The 20,468-nt window shown below is 57.6% G+C and carries 19 protein-coding genes; 14 read left to right on the forward strand and 5 right to left on the reverse strand.

The window, feature by feature from the left end:
* Nucleotides 1–26 precede the first annotated feature (26 nt).
* The 4 genes from MLC70_RS08875 to MLC70_RS08890 all read right to left on the reverse strand — a co-directional run bounded on the left by MLC70_RS08875 (nt 27) and on the right by MLC70_RS08890 (nt 3,635).
* Nucleotides 27–1,235: an ammonium transporter gene (locus tag MLC70_RS08875; protein WP_248183162.1), complete on the reverse strand. Its 1,209-nt coding sequence runs from the start codon at nt 1,233–1,235 to the stop codon at nt 27–29.
* A gap of 216 nt (nt 1,236–1,451) precedes the next feature.
* Entirely contained in the window at nt 1,452–2,369 is a 918-nt protein-coding gene (locus tag MLC70_RS08880) for a flagellar motor protein MotB (RefSeq protein WP_248183163.1), read from the reverse strand.
* Nucleotides 2,370–2,371: 2 nt separating this feature from the next.
* Nucleotides 2,372–3,142: a MotA/TolQ/ExbB proton channel family protein gene (locus MLC70_RS08885; protein ID WP_248183165.1), complete on the reverse strand. Its 771-nt coding sequence runs from the start codon at nt 3,140–3,142 to the stop codon at nt 2,372–2,374.
* Nucleotides 3,143–3,215: 73 nt separating this feature from the next.
* Nucleotides 3,216–3,635, reverse strand: coding sequence for a YkvA family protein (locus MLC70_RS08890; protein ID WP_248183169.1), 420 nt, complete (start codon nt 3,633–3,635; stop codon nt 3,216–3,218).
* A gap of 372 nt (nt 3,636–4,007) precedes the next feature.
* Here MLC70_RS08890 and MLC70_RS08895 point away from each other — a divergent pair, with 372 nt between their 5' ends.
* Together MLC70_RS08895 and MLC70_RS08900 are read left to right on the forward strand one after the other, a co-directional pair.
* A complete protein-coding gene (locus MLC70_RS08895; RefSeq protein ID WP_248183171.1) occupies nt 4,008–5,900 on the forward strand; it encodes a hypothetical protein in 1,893 nt (630 codons plus the stop codon).
* Nucleotide 5,901: 1 nt separating this feature from the next.
* Nucleotides 5,902–8,043: a GGDEF domain-containing protein gene (locus MLC70_RS08900; protein WP_248183172.1), complete on the forward strand. Its 2,142-nt coding sequence runs from the start codon at nt 5,902–5,904 to the stop codon at nt 8,041–8,043.
* On the opposite strand, the gene MLC70_RS08905 is transcribed toward MLC70_RS08900, so the two are convergent.
* On the reverse strand, nt 8,021–8,620 hold the full coding sequence (locus MLC70_RS08905; protein ID WP_248183174.1) for a hypothetical protein: 600 nt from the start codon (nt 8,618–8,620) through the stop codon (nt 8,021–8,023). The two genes, MLC70_RS08900 and MLC70_RS08905, sit on opposite strands and share 23 nt — an antisense overlap.
* Nucleotides 8,621–8,784: 164 nt before the next feature.
* Between MLC70_RS08905 and MLC70_RS08910 the strand changes: the two genes are divergently transcribed.
* From MLC70_RS08910 to MLC70_RS08965, 12 genes are all read left to right on the forward strand, one after another.
* On the forward strand, nt 8,785–10,170 hold the full coding sequence (locus MLC70_RS08910) for a hypothetical protein (RefSeq protein WP_248183176.1): 1,386 nt from the start codon (nt 8,785–8,787) through the stop codon (nt 10,168–10,170).
* A gap of 317 nt (nt 10,171–10,487) precedes the next feature.
* On the forward strand, nt 10,488–10,703 hold the full coding sequence (locus MLC70_RS08915; protein WP_248183178.1) for a hypothetical protein: 216 nt from the start codon (nt 10,488–10,490) through the stop codon (nt 10,701–10,703).
* Between the two features lie 90 nt (nt 10,704–10,793).
* Nucleotides 10,794–11,258, forward strand: a complete 465-nt coding sequence (locus tag MLC70_RS08920; RefSeq protein ID WP_248183179.1) for a TadE/TadG family type IV pilus assembly protein — start codon at nt 10,794–10,796, stop codon at nt 11,256–11,258.
* Nucleotides 11,259–11,341: 83 nt separating this feature from the next.
* Nucleotides 11,342–12,235, forward strand: a complete 894-nt coding sequence (cpaB, locus tag MLC70_RS08925) for a Flp pilus assembly protein CpaB (RefSeq protein WP_248183180.1) — start codon at nt 11,342–11,344, stop codon at nt 12,233–12,235.
* Nucleotides 12,225–13,412, forward strand: coding sequence for a type II and III secretion system protein family protein (locus MLC70_RS08930; RefSeq protein WP_248183182.1), 1,188 nt, complete (start codon nt 12,225–12,227; stop codon nt 13,410–13,412). The genes cpaB and MLC70_RS08930 overlap by 11 nt, the downstream gene beginning before the upstream one ends.
* A gap of 12 nt (nt 13,413–13,424) precedes the next feature.
* Entirely contained in the window at nt 13,425–14,603 is a 1,179-nt protein-coding gene (locus MLC70_RS08935) for a CpaE/TadZ family protein (RefSeq protein ID WP_248183183.1), read from the forward strand.
* 16 nt (nt 14,604–14,619) lie between these two features.
* Nucleotides 14,620–15,813 carry a TadA family conjugal transfer-associated ATPase gene (locus tag MLC70_RS08940; RefSeq protein ID WP_248183184.1) on the forward strand — a complete coding sequence of 398 codons (1,194 nt, stop codon included), beginning with the start codon at nt 14,620–14,622 and terminating at the stop codon, nt 15,811–15,813.
* Nucleotides 15,810–16,727, forward strand: coding sequence for a type II secretion system F family protein (locus MLC70_RS08945; RefSeq protein ID WP_248183189.1), 918 nt, complete (start codon nt 15,810–15,812; stop codon nt 16,725–16,727). The genes MLC70_RS08940 and MLC70_RS08945 overlap by 4 nt, the downstream gene beginning before the upstream one ends.
* Nucleotide 16,728: 1 nt before the next feature.
* A complete protein-coding gene (locus MLC70_RS08950; protein WP_248183388.1) occupies nt 16,729–17,592 on the forward strand; it encodes a type II secretion system F family protein in 864 nt (287 codons plus the stop codon).
* A gap of 37 nt (nt 17,593–17,629) precedes the next feature.
* Complete coding sequence (locus tag MLC70_RS08955) at nt 17,630–18,355, forward strand: tetratricopeptide repeat protein (RefSeq protein ID WP_248183192.1); 726 nt, start codon at nt 17,630–17,632, stop codon at nt 18,353–18,355.
* Nucleotides 18,352–18,645, forward strand: a complete 294-nt coding sequence (locus tag MLC70_RS08960; RefSeq protein ID WP_248183193.1) for a hypothetical protein — start codon at nt 18,352–18,354, stop codon at nt 18,643–18,645. The genes MLC70_RS08955 and MLC70_RS08960 overlap by 4 nt, the downstream gene beginning before the upstream one ends.
* A complete protein-coding gene (locus MLC70_RS08965; protein WP_248183196.1) occupies nt 18,635–20,464 on the forward strand; it encodes a hypothetical protein in 1,830 nt (609 codons plus the stop codon). The genes MLC70_RS08960 and MLC70_RS08965 overlap by 11 nt, the downstream gene beginning before the upstream one ends.
* Nucleotides 20,465–20,468: the final 4 nt, after the last annotated feature.

Here is a 20,468-nt window from a genome sequence, read left to right on the forward strand (position 1 = left end):
CTGTTTGCGCGGCTGGCACTTACGGTTTATTCCTGTGAGGTAGAGCCAATCTTGTGGATGCTGACATCCGCCCCGTTGAATTCTTCTTCCTCGCTCAGGCGCAGGCCGGAGAGGGCTTTGACGATGCCGTAGACGATCAGGCCGCCCACGAACGCCACCAATACACCGGCAACAGAGCCGACAATCTGAGACATCAGGCTGACGCCACCAAGACCCCCGAGGGCTTCCTGGCCAAAGATGCCGGCCGCGATAGCGCCCCACACGCCGCACACCCCGTGCAGTGGCCACACACCCAGTACATCGTCCAGGCGTTCGATTTTGGCCTGGGCCCATTCGAACAGGTAAACGAAGATGGCACCGGCAATGCCGCCGGTGATCAGCGCACCAACGGGGTGCATCAAGTCCGAGCCCGCGCACACAGCGACCAGGCCGGCCAGTGGGCCGTTATGGATGAAGCCCGGGTCCTTGCGGCCAGCCAGCATGGCGACCAGCACACCACCGACCATGGCCATCAGACTGTTTACGGCGACCAGGCCGCTGATGCCGTCGAGGGTTTGCGCTGACATCACGTTAAAGCCGAACCAGCCCACGGTCAGAATCCAGGCACCGAGGGCCAGAAATGGAATGTTGGAGGGGGCAAAGGCCACCACCCGGCCATTGCGATAGCGCCCGTTTCGGGCACCCAGCAGCAGAACCGCCGCCAGAGCGATCCAGCCACCCACAGCGTGCACCACAACAGAGCCGGCAAAGTCATGGAAACTTGCACCAAACTGGCTCTCAAGCCAGGCCTGGAAGCCGTAGTTGCCATTCCAGATCATGCCCTCGAAAAACGGGTACACAAACGCCACGATTAACGCCGACGCGATCAGCATCGGGTAGAACTTTGCCCGCTCGGCAATGCCGCCGGACACAATGGCGGGGATGGCGGCGGCAAAGGTCATCAGGAAGAAGAATTTGACCAGATCGTAGCCGTTGGCGGCGGTCAGTTCAGCGGCGCCGGCCATGAAGTGGCTGCCGTAGGCAATGTAGTAACCGACAAAGAAATAGGCCACGGCGGACACGCCGAAGTCGGTCATGATCTTCACCAGGGCGTTTACCTGGTTCTTGTGGCGCACCGTGCCCACTTCCAGAAAGGCGAAGCCGGCGTGCATGGCCAGTACCATGATGGCACCGATCAGAATGAACAGCGTGTTGGAGCTGTCGGTCAGGGTTTGTACTGCACTCGTGATGTCCACGGGTTTTGCTCCTGATAGATGAATTGGCTGCCGTTTGTCGGGCAACGTGTGCATGAATGGAGTGCACAGTAAGCAAGAGGTGTTCCAAAACAATGCATTTTGAGGGCGGAGGGGTGGTTGCGGGATAAAGTGCCACCGTTAAGCGCACATTCTCCGATGAAAGCGCACTACGAAGGTGCGCTTAAGGCGTAATCGCACCAAAATGGATTGGCTTGGTTACCAGTTCAAGGTCTCGGGTGAGGTGCTGTCGGACTCGATGTCGAGGGCGGTGTCAGGGTCTGCGGATTCCGAGCGGATGAGCTCCCTCAGGCGAATTTCCTGCTCCTGCATGGGCTCGGAGAGATCGATGATGATTTCGACCCGACGGTTGCTGGCGCGGTTGTCTGCGGAGGTGTTCGGCACCCTGGGTTCTGTATCGGCCAGGCCGGTTACGGCAATCCGCGCCGGCTCAACATAATTCTGTGCCAGCAGCACGTTGGCAACGGCCGCGGCTCTGGCCGCTGAGAGGTCCCAGTTGCTGTAAAAACGCTCCGTGCGAATGGGAACGTCATCGGTGTGACCCTCAATGGTCAGTTTGCCGGGAATATCCGCGAGGATCTTTGCCATGTCCAGCAGCAGCCCCTCAAACTCCCAGGTCAACTGAGCAGAACCGGATGGAAACGAGCCTTTTTCCTCCACGCGAATGACAATACGGCGCTGGTCCTGGCTGACATTGATGCGGCCATCGATGATGGCAGGTTCCAACACTTGCAGAATCCGGTCCACGGTCTCCTTCATCCGGTCTTCAATCGCCGCCTCCACCGCCTGGTCCGTCGGGCTTGTCAGGGTCTGGAGTTCCGGCTTCTGATCGGTTGTGATCTGTTTGACCTCGTCAAGCACCGTCGGCTCTGGCGGAGCGGGGGAAAACCGGTCGAAAATGGGACTCGTGCCCTGAGGGATTTCCAGCGCGGGTACCTCCCGCTGCACACCGAACGCCTTGGAAAGCTCACCGGCGATCTGCTTGAATTTCTGGGCATCAATCTCGGAAAAAGAGAGTAGCAGCACAAAGAAGCACATAAGCAGGGACATCAGATCGGCAAAGGTGACAACCCAGGCCGGAATTCCCGGCTTCTCCTCCTCTGGCAGTTCATCCATGGTCAGGCACCCTCGGATTCGGCGGCTCTTTCGCGTTCTTTGGGTGGCAGGTAGCTGGACAGCATCTGCTCGATAATTCGGGGGTTGGTGCCTTCCTGAATGGCAACCAGGGCGTCCGTATAGAGCGATTGCAGCCGAGCCTCCTCGGTCATGCGCAGTGACAGCTTGTCTGCAATGGGTGTGGCGATCATCGTCGCAATCATGGCGCCGTATAATGTGGTCAGCAGCGCGACAGCCATGGCAGGGCCGATGGACTTGGGGTCTTCCATATTCGACAGCATCTGAACCAGACCGATCAGCGTACCGATCATGCCCATGGCGGGCGCAACGTCCGCCATGGCGGTAAATACCTTGGCGCCTGACCGGTTATGGTCCAGCGTCATCAGGCGTTCCTTGTTGAGAATCTGCTTGATAGTGGCACCATCACGACCGTCCACCAGCATCTGGATGCCCTGGCTCAGAAACGGGCTGCTTGTCTCGCGCCCTTCAAGGCCGAGCACGCCCTCCTTCCGGGCGACATTACTGATCTCTACCAGCTCTTCAATGCTCGATTGGGTTGCTGGCAGCCTGAACTTGAATGCTCTTGCGGCGGCCCGGAATGCGCCGAAAAACTGGACAAAGCTGAATTTGGCCAGAACCACCAACAGGGTGCCTCCGACAACGATGAGCAGAGACGCCGGGTTGATGAATACGGTGGGCGATACACCCACAATCACTGCCGTGGCGATCAGCAGCAACGCACCAACAAGACCGATAAGAGTGGCGAAATCCACAGTGACTCCAGAACGGTTGGAAGAGGGCAAGGCCGAGGCAAGGGGCTGAGATTACTCCCCGGCCAGAACTTAATCAATTCGTCGGATGCGAATCTGTGACCTCTCGCTGTTGCTCTTTCCAGGCGGCGTAGCGGAACAGATCTGTTTCAACGAGTTTCAGGCACAAAGCAACCACACCAGCGTCATCAAGGAAGCCTATGCCGATGAGCAGGTCAGGGATGAGGTCCAACGGATTCAGAACATACACCAGCGCCCCGGCGATCGCCGCAATGCTTTTCCAGGGCACGTCTCGATAGCTGCCGTTCCAGTAATCCCGGATCATGTCAAACATCAGCTTGATGTCTGACTTGAAACGGTTGAGCTTGCCGCTGCCTTTTACCTTGTCTTCGATGGCGCGTTGTTTGGCCAGCAACGCTTCAAGATTCTCGGGGCGAATCTTTTTGGCTTCGGCGGTCAGCTGACCCGCCGCTTTTCTTTCATTGAAGACTGCCATGATTTCGAGTCCCTGCTGGTCGAGTGTTGATATCCGTTTGACTAATTACGGTTATCGTACAATACTCACTTTACCAACGCGGTTACTGTATTTGCCGGTTGGGTTGAAGTGTCTTTTGGCTGTAAACCTTAAGCTTCCGTCAAGCTATTAACCGCTGCCTGCAGAGGCAGCGGTTTTTTTGAAAATACAGAATAAACCCGCCTATACTACAAAAAGATGTTGTGCATATACCGGTAAACAGCGCCGCGTACCCGATACCCCCGCTGTAGATGCTAGCAAGGGCGCAATCAAGCCGCAAAGTGGCGTTGAGCAGCTCGAGGCAGTCAGCCAAAGGTCCAAAAATAACGATCGTCCTAACGATGGGGACACCGCATGCCGGATACTGTGATCACCGCAAACATTGATCGTCACCTCAGAGTACGCAAATCAGACTCATCCGGTGAACTCGACGCGGTCAAAGAAGGAATCTTCGACGCAAGGGGCGCCACTTTTCCGGATTTGCAGGGCGTTGAGACCATTGCCAGCGAATTGGCGACGGCGGAATTCCAGAAACTGGCGTCCATGCTTGCGCACATCGTCCTTAATGGGCAGCGAATTCTTGTCGTCGGCAAAGCGTCATCCGAAGTGATTCTGAGTGCCGCCTGCTTTCAGCGTGGCATTCAGTTGCTCGTGCAGGCAATGGGGCGCACCAGAGACGTGGTGACGACCTCCCGGGGCGATCTCGGGGCCTGGCGGTCAGGCGCTGAGGTCAATGTGGTGTTGGGCTCACTTGAGTCGCAGGCTGAGTCCCTTATCCGCAATCACACCAGCCAGCAGGCACCGGATCTGATTTTGTTACTGAACCCGGCCGGAAGCGTATCCAGTCGTATCGGGGACATGTTTGACGCTGCCGGTGACAACGTCCCAATTGCGGGTGTTTCGACGCTGGCTGGCTGTATCGATGATGCCTCGGACCAGCTCAACGTTTCGCCTGTATCCGGGGGCGACTCTCACAAGCGGTACACTCTGTGCTGTGTTCTTCATTTTCTGCTGTTGAGAGTGCGTGACGAGGTTTCTCAATCCATCGCGTCCCATCCCCGTAATCAGGCCCTGGTAGCGCAACTGCAATCCTCCGGACTGGAGACCAACGTGGCCCTGGCCGGGTTGTCGGTGATTATGGACGATATGCCCATGACTGCGCCGATGCGACTGATGGTCCGATCCGGTCTTGAACAGATCAACCGTGGATGGTCCCTTCCTGCCAGAACTGCGCATTCCCGGGGATTGCTGAGTTACGGTCTGAGGTCGCTGCTGACCGAGAGCGGCGCCGATTATCCCTTTACGTCTCGAGAGGTCGCTCTCTGCCTGGCGCCGTTTTTCCAGGTGATGGCTCTGGCAGGAGACACTCGGACCCTGATCGAATGCTTGCTGACCAATGATCGTAAAGTGGCAAACGACAAAAGCGCGAAAGCCGCGCTGCTCGCCTCAAAAGCCGATTTCCCCAGCTTTCGCGGAAGCAGTGACGCAATGCCTGCGCTGACTGAGCCGGACGAAGACTGGGGCGATGCCTGCGATATCCTGTACAGCCTGAGAACCGAGAGAAATGATTCTCTGTCGGAGGCGCTGTTGCCTGTGGTTGCAGGCCAAAACTGCAGCCAACTGGGCGGGGTCTATTTGCTGGTGTCGTCGAAAACCGAAGACGCGGACCGGGTTCATTGCTATCTGAGGTCCAGAAACATCCATCTTGCCGATGCGTTGGTCGCCCTGTCGTTCGCATCCGGCTTGATGAACCGCAATCCTGAGTGGGAGGCCGACACGCTGTATGCCTCGCTCGAGCTGGATGAGGCCGGGCTTGCCGAGTTCGAAGCATCGATCCGGGACTACCTTGGAAAGGTGTCCCGCGAACATACCGGGCCCGGTGAGTTGGGCGAGAGTGATGGCCCTCTGGGCAGAAAGCAGCGAGTGTTTGCCCTGGCGCACTGGATAGAGAAGCAGCCGTGGGGCAAGGGTTTCCCCGAACCTGTCTTCGCGCAGGACTTCCGGGTGATCAAAGTTCTTACCCATATGGATTCCCATCAGTATATTCTGGTGGATGACATGTCCAGCGACATTCACTGTGGCGAAGGCTTTACCCTGTTATGGCGCGATAGTGTGAGCGGCAATGTGCCCACGATCCGGCAGGACCAGGAAATTCGTGTTCGTTACAGATTGCTGGTGGACCGGAACAAAAATGCCAATGATATTTTCGGTTTGGTGGATACGTTGAGAGAAGTAGGCGACCAATAAAATGGCGAATCTGGGGCTGCCCGTAAACTGGCTGGCGCTGTTAATGCTGGCGCTCATCCTGATACTCGCGGTGGTGGCGCTATGGGCGATTTTTTCGAAAGCATCCGTTGCCGAGTCCCAGTCGATATCTATTCTGGAGCGGAATCGCCAGCTCTCGCGCCAGATTCAGGTAGCCAATCTTGATCTGGTGCAGATATTCAATGCGGTTCATGTGCCCTTGTTCGTGGTGCAGAAAACGCCGTTTTCCGTCCGATCGCTCAACAGTGCCTGTGTGGAATTCCTGGGGGAGAACTCGGAGGGGGCGGCGCAGAAAAAGCTCGAGCGACTTCTGGCCCGGGACGATCAAACGTCCGAAGAGCTGGTCAATCTGAGGCGCTTGCTGCGTGAGGGTGTGTCGTCACCCATTGATGTTGAAGATTCTATGCTGGCGCATTCCCGGCAAAGCGGTGATGCCGCATCATTGGCGGTAACCGTCAGCCTGAAGCCGGTCCGCAGTACCTTTGGTCAGGGCTACATTATTTCCCTGGATGACAAGACAGGAAGTGGTGATCAGGAAAAGTTACTTCGTGAATACTACCAGTTGGTGGATTTCGCCCTGACGGAGCAGAAGCTTCCCGAGGCTTTGCATGCGGTCACTCAGCTCTGTCAGAGCGTTACCGCGACTGACGCGTCCATCGCGATCAGCATCTTTGATGATGAGACGGATTGTCTGCATTACGTCGTCGAACCGGAGAAGGTGAGCGAGTCGACCCTGAGCACAATCAACCGCGCCAAGATCGTGTTCGGAAACGGCATTCACGCCACGGCTGCCGTGCTTAAAAAGGAAGTGTTCTCGGATTTCCAGGGGCCTGAAAACATGGCAACGGATGAGGTGCTGAGTGCGCTGAAGTCCAGTGGTGTCACTCGCTGGACCGCTCTTCCCATCCTGGGTATCAACGACGAACTCCTCGGTACATTGGATTTCTTTCATTTCGATAATGACACAGATGCACGGATCGATTTTGAAAAGCTGGCCACCCCTTTTCACCTGGCGAGTGCCACCATTGAGCGGCACCAGTCTCTACAGGCGCTTCGAGAGAACGCCCGGTTCGAGGGGTTTTTGCGGTTCTTCAATCAGCAGTTAATGACCACGCCCCATCAGCCGGATGACAGCACATTTGTTGATGCCGTCAGTAAAATCATCTCGTTCATGCAAATCCCTGCCGCCAGTCTTCGTTGCTGGATGCTGAACGAAAAAGAAGATGTCTACCGTCCCGTGGGCAGTGCTGCCGAGGGACACGTTATTGTCTGTCCAATGCTGGAAGGTGAGAAGGTCAGGCGCTGGTTGGCAAGCGATGAGTTGCTTGTTCATAAGTCAGAATTCGAAGCATCGCTGGAAGCCGAGTACCAGTGTCTGCATCTGAGTACTGATCACAGAATGGCCCGCCTGATGGAGCTGCACAAAGACAGCGATCAGACACAGCAGAGCCTGACCCAGCAATTTCTGGTGTTCCCATTGTCCGCAGACCGGACCCTCGAGGGATTTCTTGTTTTCAACCCCCGGGAGTACCGTTTGGATAGAAAGCTGAACCTGCTGTCCACGATCGCCCCGATCCTGGCGAGTGCGTTGGGCCGGCACAGGCTGATCGAAAGTCTCATGCACAAAGCCCTGCACGACCGTCTGACCGGGCTGTTCAACCGCAATAAAATCGAAGAAGCTCTACAGCATGAGCTGGAGCGCAGCCAGCGCTATGACAACCCGCTGTCACTGATTCTTTTCGATATAGACCATTTCAAGCTGATCAACGACAACTTTGGCCATGATGTGGGGGACCGGGTATTAACCGACATGTCGGAACTGGTGCGGCAGAAACTGCGGGCCGCAGACCTGATTGGTCGTTGGGGGGGCGAGGAATTCATCATCATTCTGACGGAAACCCCGCTCGATAAGGCGATTGGTGTTGCCAACACCATTCGTCGGGACGTGGGTGCTTACAATTTCGGCCTGGGTGAGTCGATCACCGTCAGTATGGGGGTCGCGGAGCATGCCTCGGGCGATACCAGAGATTCGTTGATCAAGCGAGCAGATCTGGCGCTGTACGAAGCCAAAAACAGTGGCAGAAACAACGTGGTGCCCAGTGTCAATCGCGCATTTCGGGACTGACGAACGATACGCGTGTGGAGGGTGGGATGACCATAACCTCGTCCTGAAGAATGGCGTCCAGGTTGAAAACGGTCACGAATTTTGAAATGCCGAATTTGGTGACTGCATCGAACGCGATGGCATTCAGCCTGGAGTAAGGCTCCTCCTTGATAAGTCTGTCGAGCAGGTGCATGTTCGCAGAGGGCTTGCGTGGGAACGATTCTCTCTCAAGGCATTCTTCATCCAGCCATCGATTCCAGTGCTGGTTAATGTCGTCGAGAATCTCTTTGTTGGCCCTGGTGGGCAGGTTAAGAAAGCGGCAGCGGTCAAAACCTTCGAGGGTTTGCTTGTTGGCGTCCCAGTCGCCAATGTCAATTTTCACATCTGCGAAGCACACGCCGACATTCTCACTGGCGCTCCTGCGGATAGCCGCGCCGATCAGGCTGCCGGGCCCTTTGTGGCCGTAGAGCAGAGTGATGCCCGACTTCGGCAATACCAGGTCCGGTTTCTGAAAATAGTCCGGTTGGCTGATTACGATATCCGAGGGTTGAGACTCACCCTCGAAAAAGAAAAACGTTTTCGCCCCGATTACTGACACAGACCATACCTTCTTGAAACTGAATGTACTTCACAGATGCTCTTTTATGTCAACGTCGGAGAGCGCTCCGCCATCGGGCGAAGAGGCCAATATTACCATCGAAACCGGGTGGGGAAAACGTGTAAAATTCCTGTCAGTTAAAACTGCTCTCAGAGATTATAAACATGTCTGTGTCACACAAAAATGAGCTGATCCATCCCAGTAAACCGATCTGCGGCGAAAATTTGCAGTATCTGAAAGTTATGCTTGAGAGTGTACTGGGTGGGGACGAAGTCCGGGATCTGGACCTCGCCATGCTGATGAACGTGCCGGTGAATCGCCTCAGTCAGCTCAAGCGTGCGAAGTCGTCGATCGATGTGCTGGGAAACGTGAGCGCAGACACGGATGTCAGTGACGACGACGATCAAACCGCAAGCGAACTGCCGAGCCTGCGGCCAAGTCAGGCTATTCTGATACGGCTGTTGCTGAAGTACCCTCATTACGGACAGCTGATGCTGCGTCCGTCCAATCCGGAAGTGTTCAGTCTGCTTGCACGGTATATTCCTTTCGAGGAAGCAGGGGTGGACGGCAGTGATGTGATGCCCAAGAAGAGTGGTTTTGCGCCATTGTTCGGGCGGTCCTACATTTCTTCATACAAAATGCTGGCAGAAGACGGGGCGGGCTCTGCCAACAGCAGTTTGCCGGTAACCCGACTGCAAATGCTGGTGGCAGGCAAGTTTGGCGAACTGTTTCTGACGTTGCTGCTTCGGTACGCAGAGGCGGCCGGGGTAGATGTTCAGCCAGACATCCGCAAAATAGAATCGAACGGTTGGGCCGCCTTGCGGGAGCAGGATTCGTTGGCCGCCTGGATGCCGGATGAGACCTATCAGGTGTTCTCCGCAGAGCTGCACGCACAGTGGGGCGACTGGTTCCAGAGCCACTACCTTCGCGTGCTGGAGGATGAAGCGGTCTCCAGGGACCTGGACCCCGAAAAAGCGTTGCGTAAAGGTAACTGGACGAACAATGAGCCAGTTTCCGATGCCGCATTCAGGGCGTATTCCCGCAGAACCCAGCCCATTCTGGGCAATAACGAAAGCCTGTTTTCGCTGTTTCGGGAAAGTTTTGAGCTGACCAGTGCCGAGGCATACTGGACCCTTGGCATCCAGGTAAAAGCGTTCTATCGCTTCCGTCAGCGCGCGAATCAGCGAATTTCCGCACCCACTTCCATCTTGATCCGCTACCTCTTCCGATACCCGGAAGACATTGCAATATTCGTTCGTAGCCCGGAGAAGGGCAGCGACATCCTGGCGCGCATCCAGCGCGAAGATCCGGGCTTCCGGCTCAGTCAGTTGGGCCCGTTGTTCGGCGCGTCACGAGTCATGAGCTACGGCTTTGCCAACGACGATTTGCCCTGCCCGTTTTTTGCGCGGCGCCTGGCCAGTATTTTTCGCCAGCGGTCTGACATGGGTGAGCCCATTTATCAACGTATGCGCGCATGTGTCGAAGATGAGTTGTCCGCTCGCGGCCTGGACCCCATCAAGTTCTGGCGAGACGGCCGCTGGCACAAATAGCCCAACCGGTACTTTCGGCCAATGGAAGCGGTAATGATAATCATGCAACATCGCGAAATATAACGTTTAGGCCTGATCTGCATGGTTTTCACGAAAGTTGACATTTTGCTGCGTTATGCCGCTTGTTGGGACAGGAGTGTAGGGGGTATGTTGCTGAGTGAGAGCTAGATCACATAAAAAGACAATAATAGTTATCGAATAATGCCATAAAAATTACACACCTTTACAAGCAACCGATGCTAAGATCAAGTGAGAGTAAGGCTCTGGAGGGTTTCAGGGTCGGGCAGTCGGAAAAACAATTAAACGGAAGGCATACCATGAGCTTGCATACCATACGACAAAGATTCGGTTCTATCGCTAGCCCCAATCGGCAGAAGGGCGCTTCCGCACTCGAGTATCTTGTGCTGGCAGCGGCCATCATCATTGTCATTGGCGCACTTGCGGCCAGTGATAGTGGTCTCGGGACCATTGTTTCGGGCGCGTTTGAAGGTATCTTCACCGATGCGGCTGACACCTCTGGTGGCACCCCGTAACGAACAGGCGCTGGCTTGAGCTTTCCCTGGCCCGGCAGTTGCAGACGAGGCCGGAACGGGCGTTGCACAGCGGATGACTGGGCGAAGATCATGGTGTCATATCCAAACGTAAACACGATCGGTCGCAGCAGGGGCGCTGTCGCGCTGGAATTCCTGCTGGTCTTTCCTCTGATCGTGGCCATGGTCTACGGCTCGGCGGCCTACGGTGTGGTGTTTTTCCAGAAATTTCAGCTTCAGAAGGCTGTGGATCGTGCGGCCTCGTCGGTGATGTCGCTCGACCGCAGTCAGTTCGGAGAAAACGCCGGGCAACAGGCGGTTACCCGGGCGTCCGAGGCGCTGGAATTCCTGATGTCCGATTTGCCGGCTTCACTGGTGTCTCGCTCCGGCGAGCGAGGCTGCAGCGTAGAGGGCGCGGGTGGCGTCTCGCTCGTCCAGTGCCGGGTGGTGGCAAACGGGCAAGAGTCCCCGTTCGTGCCACAGCTGCAATTCGGATTCCTGGGAGAGTTTCCACCGTTACCGGATACCATCGAGGTCCGGTCTGCGGTGGCATTCTGATTTTGCGCGGCTTTGCTCAAGGATGAGGTGTTTATGTCAGACAGCCCGAAACCATACCTTTGTAAGTACGGGATGAAGCCACTATGAAGTCTCGTTTTGTTTATTTTATCCCTTCTCTTCTCATGGCTGCGCTGGCCATTGCCCTGGCCTTGTTCGGGTTGATGAAGTACGACGCCGCCGAAGAGGCGCAGAAAGCGCTGTCTACCGGGTCGGAATCCGGAACCACCGCGCCCGAGGCCGAGCAGGCACCGGTTTACCGTTATGTGGTGGCCGTTCATCCAATCGAGGCGGGCGACACCCTGTCTGCCGAGAGCTTTATTGAAATCGAAACTGCCTCACCCATCGAGGGCGCCATCGCTGTTGCCGATGTGCCTTACGATCTCACCATCGAGACTGCTCTGGAACCCGGTGAACTGTTAACCGCTCAGACCCTCGAAAAGCAAAGTCTGATCCGCCAGATCGTACCGGACGGCCATACCGCCATCGCTCTTGAAATGAGCGGTGTGGCCAGTATCGGCGGCTTGTTGAAGCCAGGCGACTTCGTCGATGTGGTCGCCTCGTTCAAGGGCCGCGCAGATGGCGAGTCGTCGTCGAAAACGTTGCTGAAATCCATCGAAGTGCTGGCGGTGCAGGGCGAAACCACGGTGGGATCTGCCTCTTCCGATGACGAGCGCCGGCGCAACAGCACGATGGTGCTGGCGGTGCCCGAAGAGGAGGTCAGAGCGCTGGTGCTGGCCTCGAGAGAGGCGCAGCTTAATTTCACGGCCGTGAAGCGATCGCCCGTGGTGATTGCAGACCCCGAGGCTGAAAAACCGGAAGCGGCCGAGGAAGAAACAGCCATTTTCCTGTCTGACCTGATTCCGGAAGCGCCGCGGGCGCCCCAGAGAAGCGCAACTGTTGAGCGCCCGCCTGAAGATCCGGGGCGCAAGGTGCAGGTGTTTGAAGGCTCCGAAGCAAGGAATGTTTATGTCCAGTAAGCGAGGAATGCACCGGTTAATCACAACCGCAAGCCAGGTTCTGGTGTTGCTGTTTCTTGTCGGTAGCGTTGCGGCCCAGCAGCAGGAGGCCGTGCTGGAAATGGGGCCCGGCGAGCAGCGCGCCCTGAATTTCCCGAGTGAGCTGAGCAAAGTGGCCACGTCCAATCCGGATATTGTCAGGATCACCGCCTCGGGCGATTCAGAAGTTTTGGTCACCGCCCAGGGCAGTGGCACCGCAACGCTCAGTATCTGGCTGGAAGGCGATGACGAGCCGCGGGTGTCCAGTGTGGTTGTCAGTGCCACCCGTGGTGCGAAATCACCGCTTGCCATGCAGGTACAGACCGACATACGCATTGTGGAAGTCAATCGCAGTGAGCTGAACACGCTGGGGCTCTACTACGCCAAGCTGTTCAATGGTGGCAACAGCAGTTTTGGGATTGCGCCTCCCGGTGGCGGTGGATTTCGCGGTTTCGGGTCGCCTTCAAGCGCGGCTGCCGGCATTTCCAGTGAAGGCTTCAACCTGTTCGGGTTTGGCAGCAGCTCGCTCAGCATCATTAACGCGCTTGAGTCCGGCGGGTTCGCCTATACCCTGGCGGAGCCGTCACTGGTCAGCCTGAGTGGGCAAAGCGCCACATTCCTGTCAGGTGGGGAATTTCCGATTCCGACCCAGTCGAATAACAATGGCACGCAAATCGAATTCAAGGAATTCGGCGTGAGCCTGTCGTTAACCCCCACCGTCGTTGCAGATGACCAGATCATTCTCAAGGTGGCTCCGGAAGTCAGCGAGCTGGACTTTACCGCGGGTGTTGCCACATCCGGGGTTGCGGTGCCCGGCCTGAGGATTCGCCGCACCGAGACAACCGTCTCCATGGCGCCCGGCGAAACGTTCATCATCAGCGGGCTGGTCAGCCGATCCACACTAAACAACAGTGATCGTCTGCCCGGGCTTGGCAACATTCCCATTCTCGGCGCGCTGTTCCGCTCCGACCGGGTATCCACTGAGGAAAAGGAGCTGATCATGGTGGTCACGCCCCGAATCGTCAGCCCTCAGAAAAAAATGCCCGATTCCGTCAAACGTTTCGGTATGGAATACGAGAGCAGCAGCACGGACTGGCCGGACATGTTCATGGGAACACGAAAAGCTGGTGAGCCCATTGAACATGGACTGAGTTGGTAGGGAGTACCATACATGAACGAATCCCTTGTCTGTGTAGCTGACGACATTGGTGTCAGGGTCTGGCTGGAACGTTCCCTCGACAGCGAATGGACCGTTGAATCCGTCAGCTCCTCGGATCTTTCACGGGTAAGCCGCCTGGTCAAGGCGATGGGTGCGCCCGTGGTATTGGTCGCCGTTGAGGAAGACAATCCGGAGCGGGCCATCAAGACTTTTGCCGCCATCCGTAAGGTGTGCGAATCGGCCGAGCTAATCGCCATTGCCAAGCGCATCTCCCAGGATATGTTGCTCAAAATCATGCGTGCTGGCGCCAGGGATTGCCTGATTACCGGTGTCGATACGGAGTCAGCCCCGGAGCGCATACGCCGGATAATTGAAGCGGCCAATAAAAAGCCAACCCCGGCAGAGGGTGGGCGGTCGCGCCGCAACATCACCCTGGTCACCTCGGTGAGCGCTGTCGCCGATACCCGCTTTTTCTGTCAGAACTTTGTCAGTGAAATCAATCGTGCACTGCCAGACAAGCAGGTTCTGGCAATCGACTCCCTGTCTCGCGGTGAGAGAACCTTTTATTTCGATAACCTGAATCGCCTGACTCTTGATGAAATGGTTACGCGGCAAGACTCGATTGACCGATCCTTTGTTGAAGCCGCCCTTGGCGAGTACTCGAAAGGGTTGCGCCTGCTCTCGGGCGGTCTCGACCGCGGCGAGCTGGGCGGTGACGCGGGCGCCGATCTGTTCATCACCCTCACCCAGCTCGGCGAACTGTTTGATGAAGTGATTGTGCGCGTCGATCACGATCTGGCCGAGATGTGGTTGTCAGCCATTGGCGCGAACATTAGTCGCCTATATGTGGTTATGCACCCGGTGGTGGATCAGGTTCAGGAGGCCGAGGCGTTTTTTGAGAAAGTGGATGAATGGTTGCCCGCAGAGTGTCGCAAATGCCTGATCGTTGACGGTTACGAGCGGCGGGCGAAGCTGTCGATCGACGACATCGAAAAGACCGCGGGTGTGGATTGCGACCTGGTGCTGCCCATGGAGTGGCGCCACCGCCTCGACTCGATCAATGCCGGCGTGCCTCTTGGCATGCTGCCCAGCCGCTCCGGATACCACAAAAAACTGAGTGGCTACGTTCGTTCAACGTTCTCGTCAAAGTCACCCTCAAGACACCGTTTTGGTTTTTTGGGCCGGAAGTAGCACCCAGGGGTAAAGCGTGGCGACTCGAATTGACGAAGACTACCAGCAACTCAAAAAGAGCGTTCATATCTACCTGATTGAGCGGCTCGATGAGGAAGGTGTGGAAGTCGAAAAAGCGACTCGCGAGTCGCTCCAGGCGTTCGTGCAAACGGCCGTGGGCCAGTACATTGCCAACCACCGGATTCCGCTGGCTACGCCGGATCAGACCATGCTGGCCCGGGAAACCCTCGACGAAATTGTCGGTTTCGGTCCGCTTGAGCCCCTGCTTGCGGATGATCAGATCAACGACATCCTGGTGAACGGCGCCCATGTGGTGTTCATTGAAGTCGCCGGCGTGCTGCAGAAAGTACAGACCCGTTTCATCGACGACGAGCACGTTGTCAGGATCATTCGCAGGATCCTGGCACCGCTTGGACGCCGTATCGACGAGAGCAGCCCGATGGTGGATGCCCGGTTGCCGGACGGTTCCCGTGTCAACGCCATCGTGCCCCCGATTGCCCTCGACGGACCTTCCCTCAGTATCCGGAAATTCAGCAACAAGCACCTGTCTGCCACAGATCTTGTCAACAGCGGAGCAATGACCTCCGAATGCCTGGATCTGCTGGTTTCGGTGGTTGAGGGCCGTCGGAATCTGTTGGTCAGTGGCGGCACCGGTACCGGTAAGACCACCATTCTTAACATGCTGAGCCAGTACATTCCCAAAGATGAGCGCGTGGTGACCATTGAAGACTCCGCCGAGCTGCAGCTGAACCACCCACACATCGTTCGCCTTGAAACCCGCCCGGCCAACACCGAAGGTTCGGGCAAGGTGACCGCGCGGGATCTGATTGTAAACGCATTGCGGATGCGCCCGGACCGGGTCATCGTGGGTGAGGTGCGCTCCGGTGAAATCATCGAATTACTGCAGGCGATGAACACCGGACACGAGGGCTCCATGAGCACCATCCACTCGAACTCGGCAAAAGATGCGTTGGTGCGGATCGAAACCCTGCTCGCGGTCAATGGGTACGATGCCGGTGAGCGGGCCATCGGACGGCTGATCGGCTCGTCACTGGATATCATCGTTCAGCTCAGCCGCTTGCCCAACGGCCGCCGTCTGATCAGCGAAGTGGTTGCGCTGAAACCCACCATGTCTGACCCGTATCGGATGGAGTCGCTGTACCGCTCGCCGGATCTTGACTTCTCGCCCCCCGCCGAGGAGCCCGTATGAGTGTTCAGCTGATTCTGTTGCTGTCGATGATATTAGGCTTTTTCGCATTGATCCTGGTGGTGCTCCAGGGGCTTTGGAGCCAGGCCAGTGCCTCCCGGACGATGACGGGACGAGTGCGGCGCCGGTTGCGGTCTGATGTGTCCGACCAGCGCGGAGACGATGAAAAAGTTGACATGGGCCCGCTCGAGAAAACCCTGATCAGAGCGGGCTTTACCATGTCTCCCGGCAAAGCCATCAGCCTGGTGATTCTGGCCCTCGCCCTCGTGGTGGCCGTGGCCATTGCCCGGGGCGTGATTGAGGGCCTGATCGGCCTGTTTTTCGTGGTGTCCGCAGGCATTACCTGGTGGCGCGTGAAATTCGAGAAACTCCGTCGTCAGATACTGGAAGAAATGCCGGTTATTCTGGATTCGTTGCTGCGCTCAATCACGGCCGGGCGGTCTACCGAGCAGGGTTTGCTGGCAGCGTTCGGAGACGCCTCGCCGGTGTTCGAACCGCTATTGTTCCGGCTGCGCGGTGCCATAAAGCAGGGGCGCGATTACACCTCCCTGTTCGAGGGGTTTGCCACCATGTACCGGGTGCCTGCGCTGACCCAGCTGGCCATTGCGCTGCGCACCACCAGCCGGTTTGGTTCCTCCATCAGGCCGGTGCTGCAGGAAGTGACCAAGGCCATACGCTCCCAGCAGGAACTGCGGCGGGAGTTCATGGCGGCAACGGCGGAAACCCGCTTCACCGCGGTGGTGTTCGCCGTGTTACCGCCCGGGCTGGCGGCGTACATGGTCATACTCAATGAAGAATTTTCTGCGGTGTTGCTCAACACGGACACCGGGCACACGTTGCTGATGATTGCCGGCTTCCTGCAGGTGCTGGGCAGCCTGCTGATCTGGAACCTGATCCGGGGGGTGGGCCGTGGTTGAGATGGTTTTTGCGGCCGCGCTGATCCTGGGGCTGTTGTCGCTGATTGTTGGCATTCTTGGCGCGCCGTCCTGGTCATTGGGCGCCCGCATCAACGCCCGGCTGACACGCCAGCGCCTGGCGGCGGATGACCCTGATGGCGATTCTGCCCTGGCGGATCTGGTGTTCTGGCTGGTCAATCGGCCGCTGTTTGCCGGAGACTACAAAGAGCTGGAGCCGGCCCTGGAAACCGCCGGGCGAAGCCCTTACCGGTCACGGCAGTATTATCTCATCGCTTGCTGGGTGTTTCCCGCCTGCGTCACCGTGGCTGCATTTATCTTTTTCAGTGTGGTAGCGGCGGTGATCACAACGCTTGTTGCTTTTTATTTGCCGCGCCGGGCCATTCGAACCTCTGGCGCCCTGTCCGAGAAACAGCAGAACCGGGAAGCCATCGAACTGTGCCACATGACGCGGATGCTGCTTGAGGCGGGCCTGTCGCCGGAGCGAAGCCTCAAACTGGTGTCTGCCCAGGCGCGGGATCTTATGCCCCACCTGATCCATCGGGTTGATCGGTTCAACCGTGTAATGGAAAGCGGGGCAGATCGCACGGTAGCGCTGGACGAACTGGGGCGGAACCGGAACATCACCGTACTGCGAAGCTACGTCACTCTCATGAAGCAAAGCGGCACCCTGGGTTCCCGAGTGGCCGGCAGCCTTGATCAGATCATCGAGGAAGCCCAGCACGAGGAACGCAGCAAGCTGAAAGAAGAGACCAACAGGATCGGCGCCCGCATGACCATCATCATGATGGTCTGCATGCTGCCCGCTCTGTTCATGCTCATCGGGGGGCCGGCGGTGCTCTCGATTCTGGATACGCTACAAAACTAAACAGGCGCCATCGACGATGTCAGTGAAGGAAAACGCTATGAAATCTAACGGTCGAACGGACTATCCGGTTAAGACGCTGCCCTGTCTTCTGGTGGCACTGACCCTGATGACGGCAGGCTGTGCGTCCTCCGATGTGGCCGAGCAGGAAACCACAAGCCAGAGGCCGCTCAACGACCCCATCTACACCGTGGGTTGCTCAACAACGGTACAGCCCGAGCATCGGGTTGAGCTGGATCTCATCGACTCGCTGATGAGCGACAGAGAGTACTATGCCGCGCTGGCGCAACTGGAATCGCTGTCATTCGATACGCAGCATCACTGGCTGCGTTGGGCGCAGTTGCTGGCGCAGGTGGAGCAGGTTGAAGACTCCGCTGATGCCTTCAGGGCCATCGCTGCAACGTGCGATTCGTACGAGTCGTATCATGGGTTGGGTGTGGTGTACGTCAAGCAGGGCAAAATTACGGACGCCATCGACATACTCGCTCGTGCAAAAAACATGTCGCCAGCGGTGCCCGAGATCCGCAACGATTATGGCTACGCCCTGATGGTTGGTGGACAGTACGGTCGCGCGGCCTTCGAGCTCCGAACGGCCTATGAGTTGTCCAAAGGCAAGGCCGCGGTGCGGCAGAATATGGTCGCTGCCTACTACCTGAACGGTGGTGAAGCAGCCCTCAATGACCTGAAAAAAGACCTGCGCCTGAAAGAGGCAGACCTGTCTGCCGGAAAGCAAGTGGCTAAAAACATCCTGGGAGGCCGGCCATGAAGATGATCGCAGTAAGCGTGGCAGTGGCGATGTCTGTGATGGGCAGCGCCTCGGTATACGCACAGAGCGTGGAGTCGAGCGAGGCGCAGCTCGGCGGAATGATGGGGCTATCCTTTCAGAAAGACGCCAGGAGCAATGTGGCGAAAATTCTTGATGAGCAGGCATCGCAGCCGGCAGTGGGTGGCGAACTCAGCCAGGCAATCTATGTGAAGACTCTGGAACGCGTCGAGGAGACATTCTCGCGGCCGATTCCGGACAGCATCAACGAGTCAACGCGTGATGACGATTAACAGGCGCGCCCAGCGCGGGGTATTGATTGCGCTCACCCCTATCCTGTTAACCCTCATCTTCGTGTTGCTGACACTGATACTGGATGGGTCACGGCTGCTGTCGGTGCAATCATCGATGCAGGCGCAGGTCAATGCCGCGGCCACCGCTGCTGCGGATGCCGCACAATCCTGCAATGGCCCCACCGGCGATATCGATGAGATGCGGGCTCGGGCTCTGGCGGCGGCCCGGGCGGTCGGATTCAATGGCAATGACGACGACCTGCTAGTGAGCGCCGGCCTGCTCGGCCCGCGTGTGGATGATCCGCAATCGCTGCGTTTCCTGCCCAAAGATCCGGTCAGTGAAATCCGTCAGACCAACTCGGCCCTGGTTTCCTACACCCGCTCTGAGCCGTTATCCCGCCTGCTGCCCCAGAGTCTGTTTGACCCGGTTCAGCTGTCGGTCAATGCCGCAGCCCGAAAAGAGGTCGTCGCCACACTGAGCGCTGTGGGCTCCACCGCTGAAGTCGAGGGCGGCCTGCTCGGTGGGCTGATTGGCGACCTGACCGGAGTGCCGGGGTACTCGCTGGATGCCACCAGCCTGCAGAGCCTGGAATCCACGTTGGTGGGTGTTGGCGACCTGCTGGACAACGCCGGCGTTGCCGATCTCGCCGACCTGGTGGATGAGCCGCTGATCGATGTACTGGAAGCGGTCCGGGACTCGCTGGGTGGGGCGGCCACACCCGCCGGCGGCCTGATCGACGACCTGACCGCCGCGGTTGGCGTCAGCGGATTGAACGGCAGCGCGGTTTTCGACGTGGTGGGCGACGCCACGGTGTCGGGTGACAGCTCGTTCCCATTGTATGATCTGGTCACCAGTGTGGTCCTGAACAGCGTGCGCGCGGCGAACCAGAGCGCCATGGGATTATTGTCATTGCAACTCGACACCACCGATTCCACGGTGATCAGCAGCCTGGTGTCCACCCTTGATCTGTTGGGTGATGTGGACGTTACCCTCGACATCATTGTGGATGAGCCACCCCGCATCGTGTTCGGCCCCGCCCGCCAGGATGAAAATGGCGAATGGCTGACAAAGGTCCGCAGTGCAGATATCAGTATCCAGGCCGGTGTTGACGTTACACTTGCCACCAGCGTGGTGGGTGACCTGGTGGGCGCGTTGTCCCTTGGTCTGATCAACGTGACGGTACTGGACAGCATCAGCATTCCTCTGGCGATTCAGGTCGGCGGTGGTGAGGCTGAGTTGATTGCCGCCGACTGCGCCCGGGGTAACAGCAACACCGTCAACATGGATTTCGCAACCCAAAGCAGCGTGGTCGAGATCGACACGGGCACCATCGACTCGTCGACGGGTGCCGTTGCCCCGGGATCGCTGGAGCTCGACATCCTCAGGCTCAAGGCGCCTTTGCTACCGGCGGTGATCGCCTGCGTCAGCGGCGATCTGGGTGTTGCGCTTCCGGCGCAGGAAATGTTCCAGGATATTCAGTCTTACATTTTGCATTGCCCCGAGGGTGAGTGTTCGGAGGCGACGGTCTCCGAAGGATCAACCGGCGATCTGCAGGGTTTGTCCGTCAGTCTGAACAACATCGCACTCGACTGCAGCCAGGGTGGTCTCACGGGCCTTCTGGGTGGGTTGCTCACGCCTCTGACCGGTATCCTTGAGGGTGTGGCAGAAACCGTGGTCGAAGAAGTGACCGGCACTGTGTTGGGCGAGGTGGTGTCGCCCCTGCTCTCGTCCCTGGGTGCCGATCTGGGCGGTGTATCGGTTAAGGTTATTGGCGCCAGTCAGCAAAGAACCCAGCTTATTGAAAACGTTCAGTTGTGATTCA

It is taken from the genome of Marinobacter goseongensis, from assembly GCF_023156235.1.
GTDB lineage: Bacteria > Pseudomonadota > Gammaproteobacteria > Pseudomonadales > Oleiphilaceae > Marinobacter > Marinobacter goseongensis.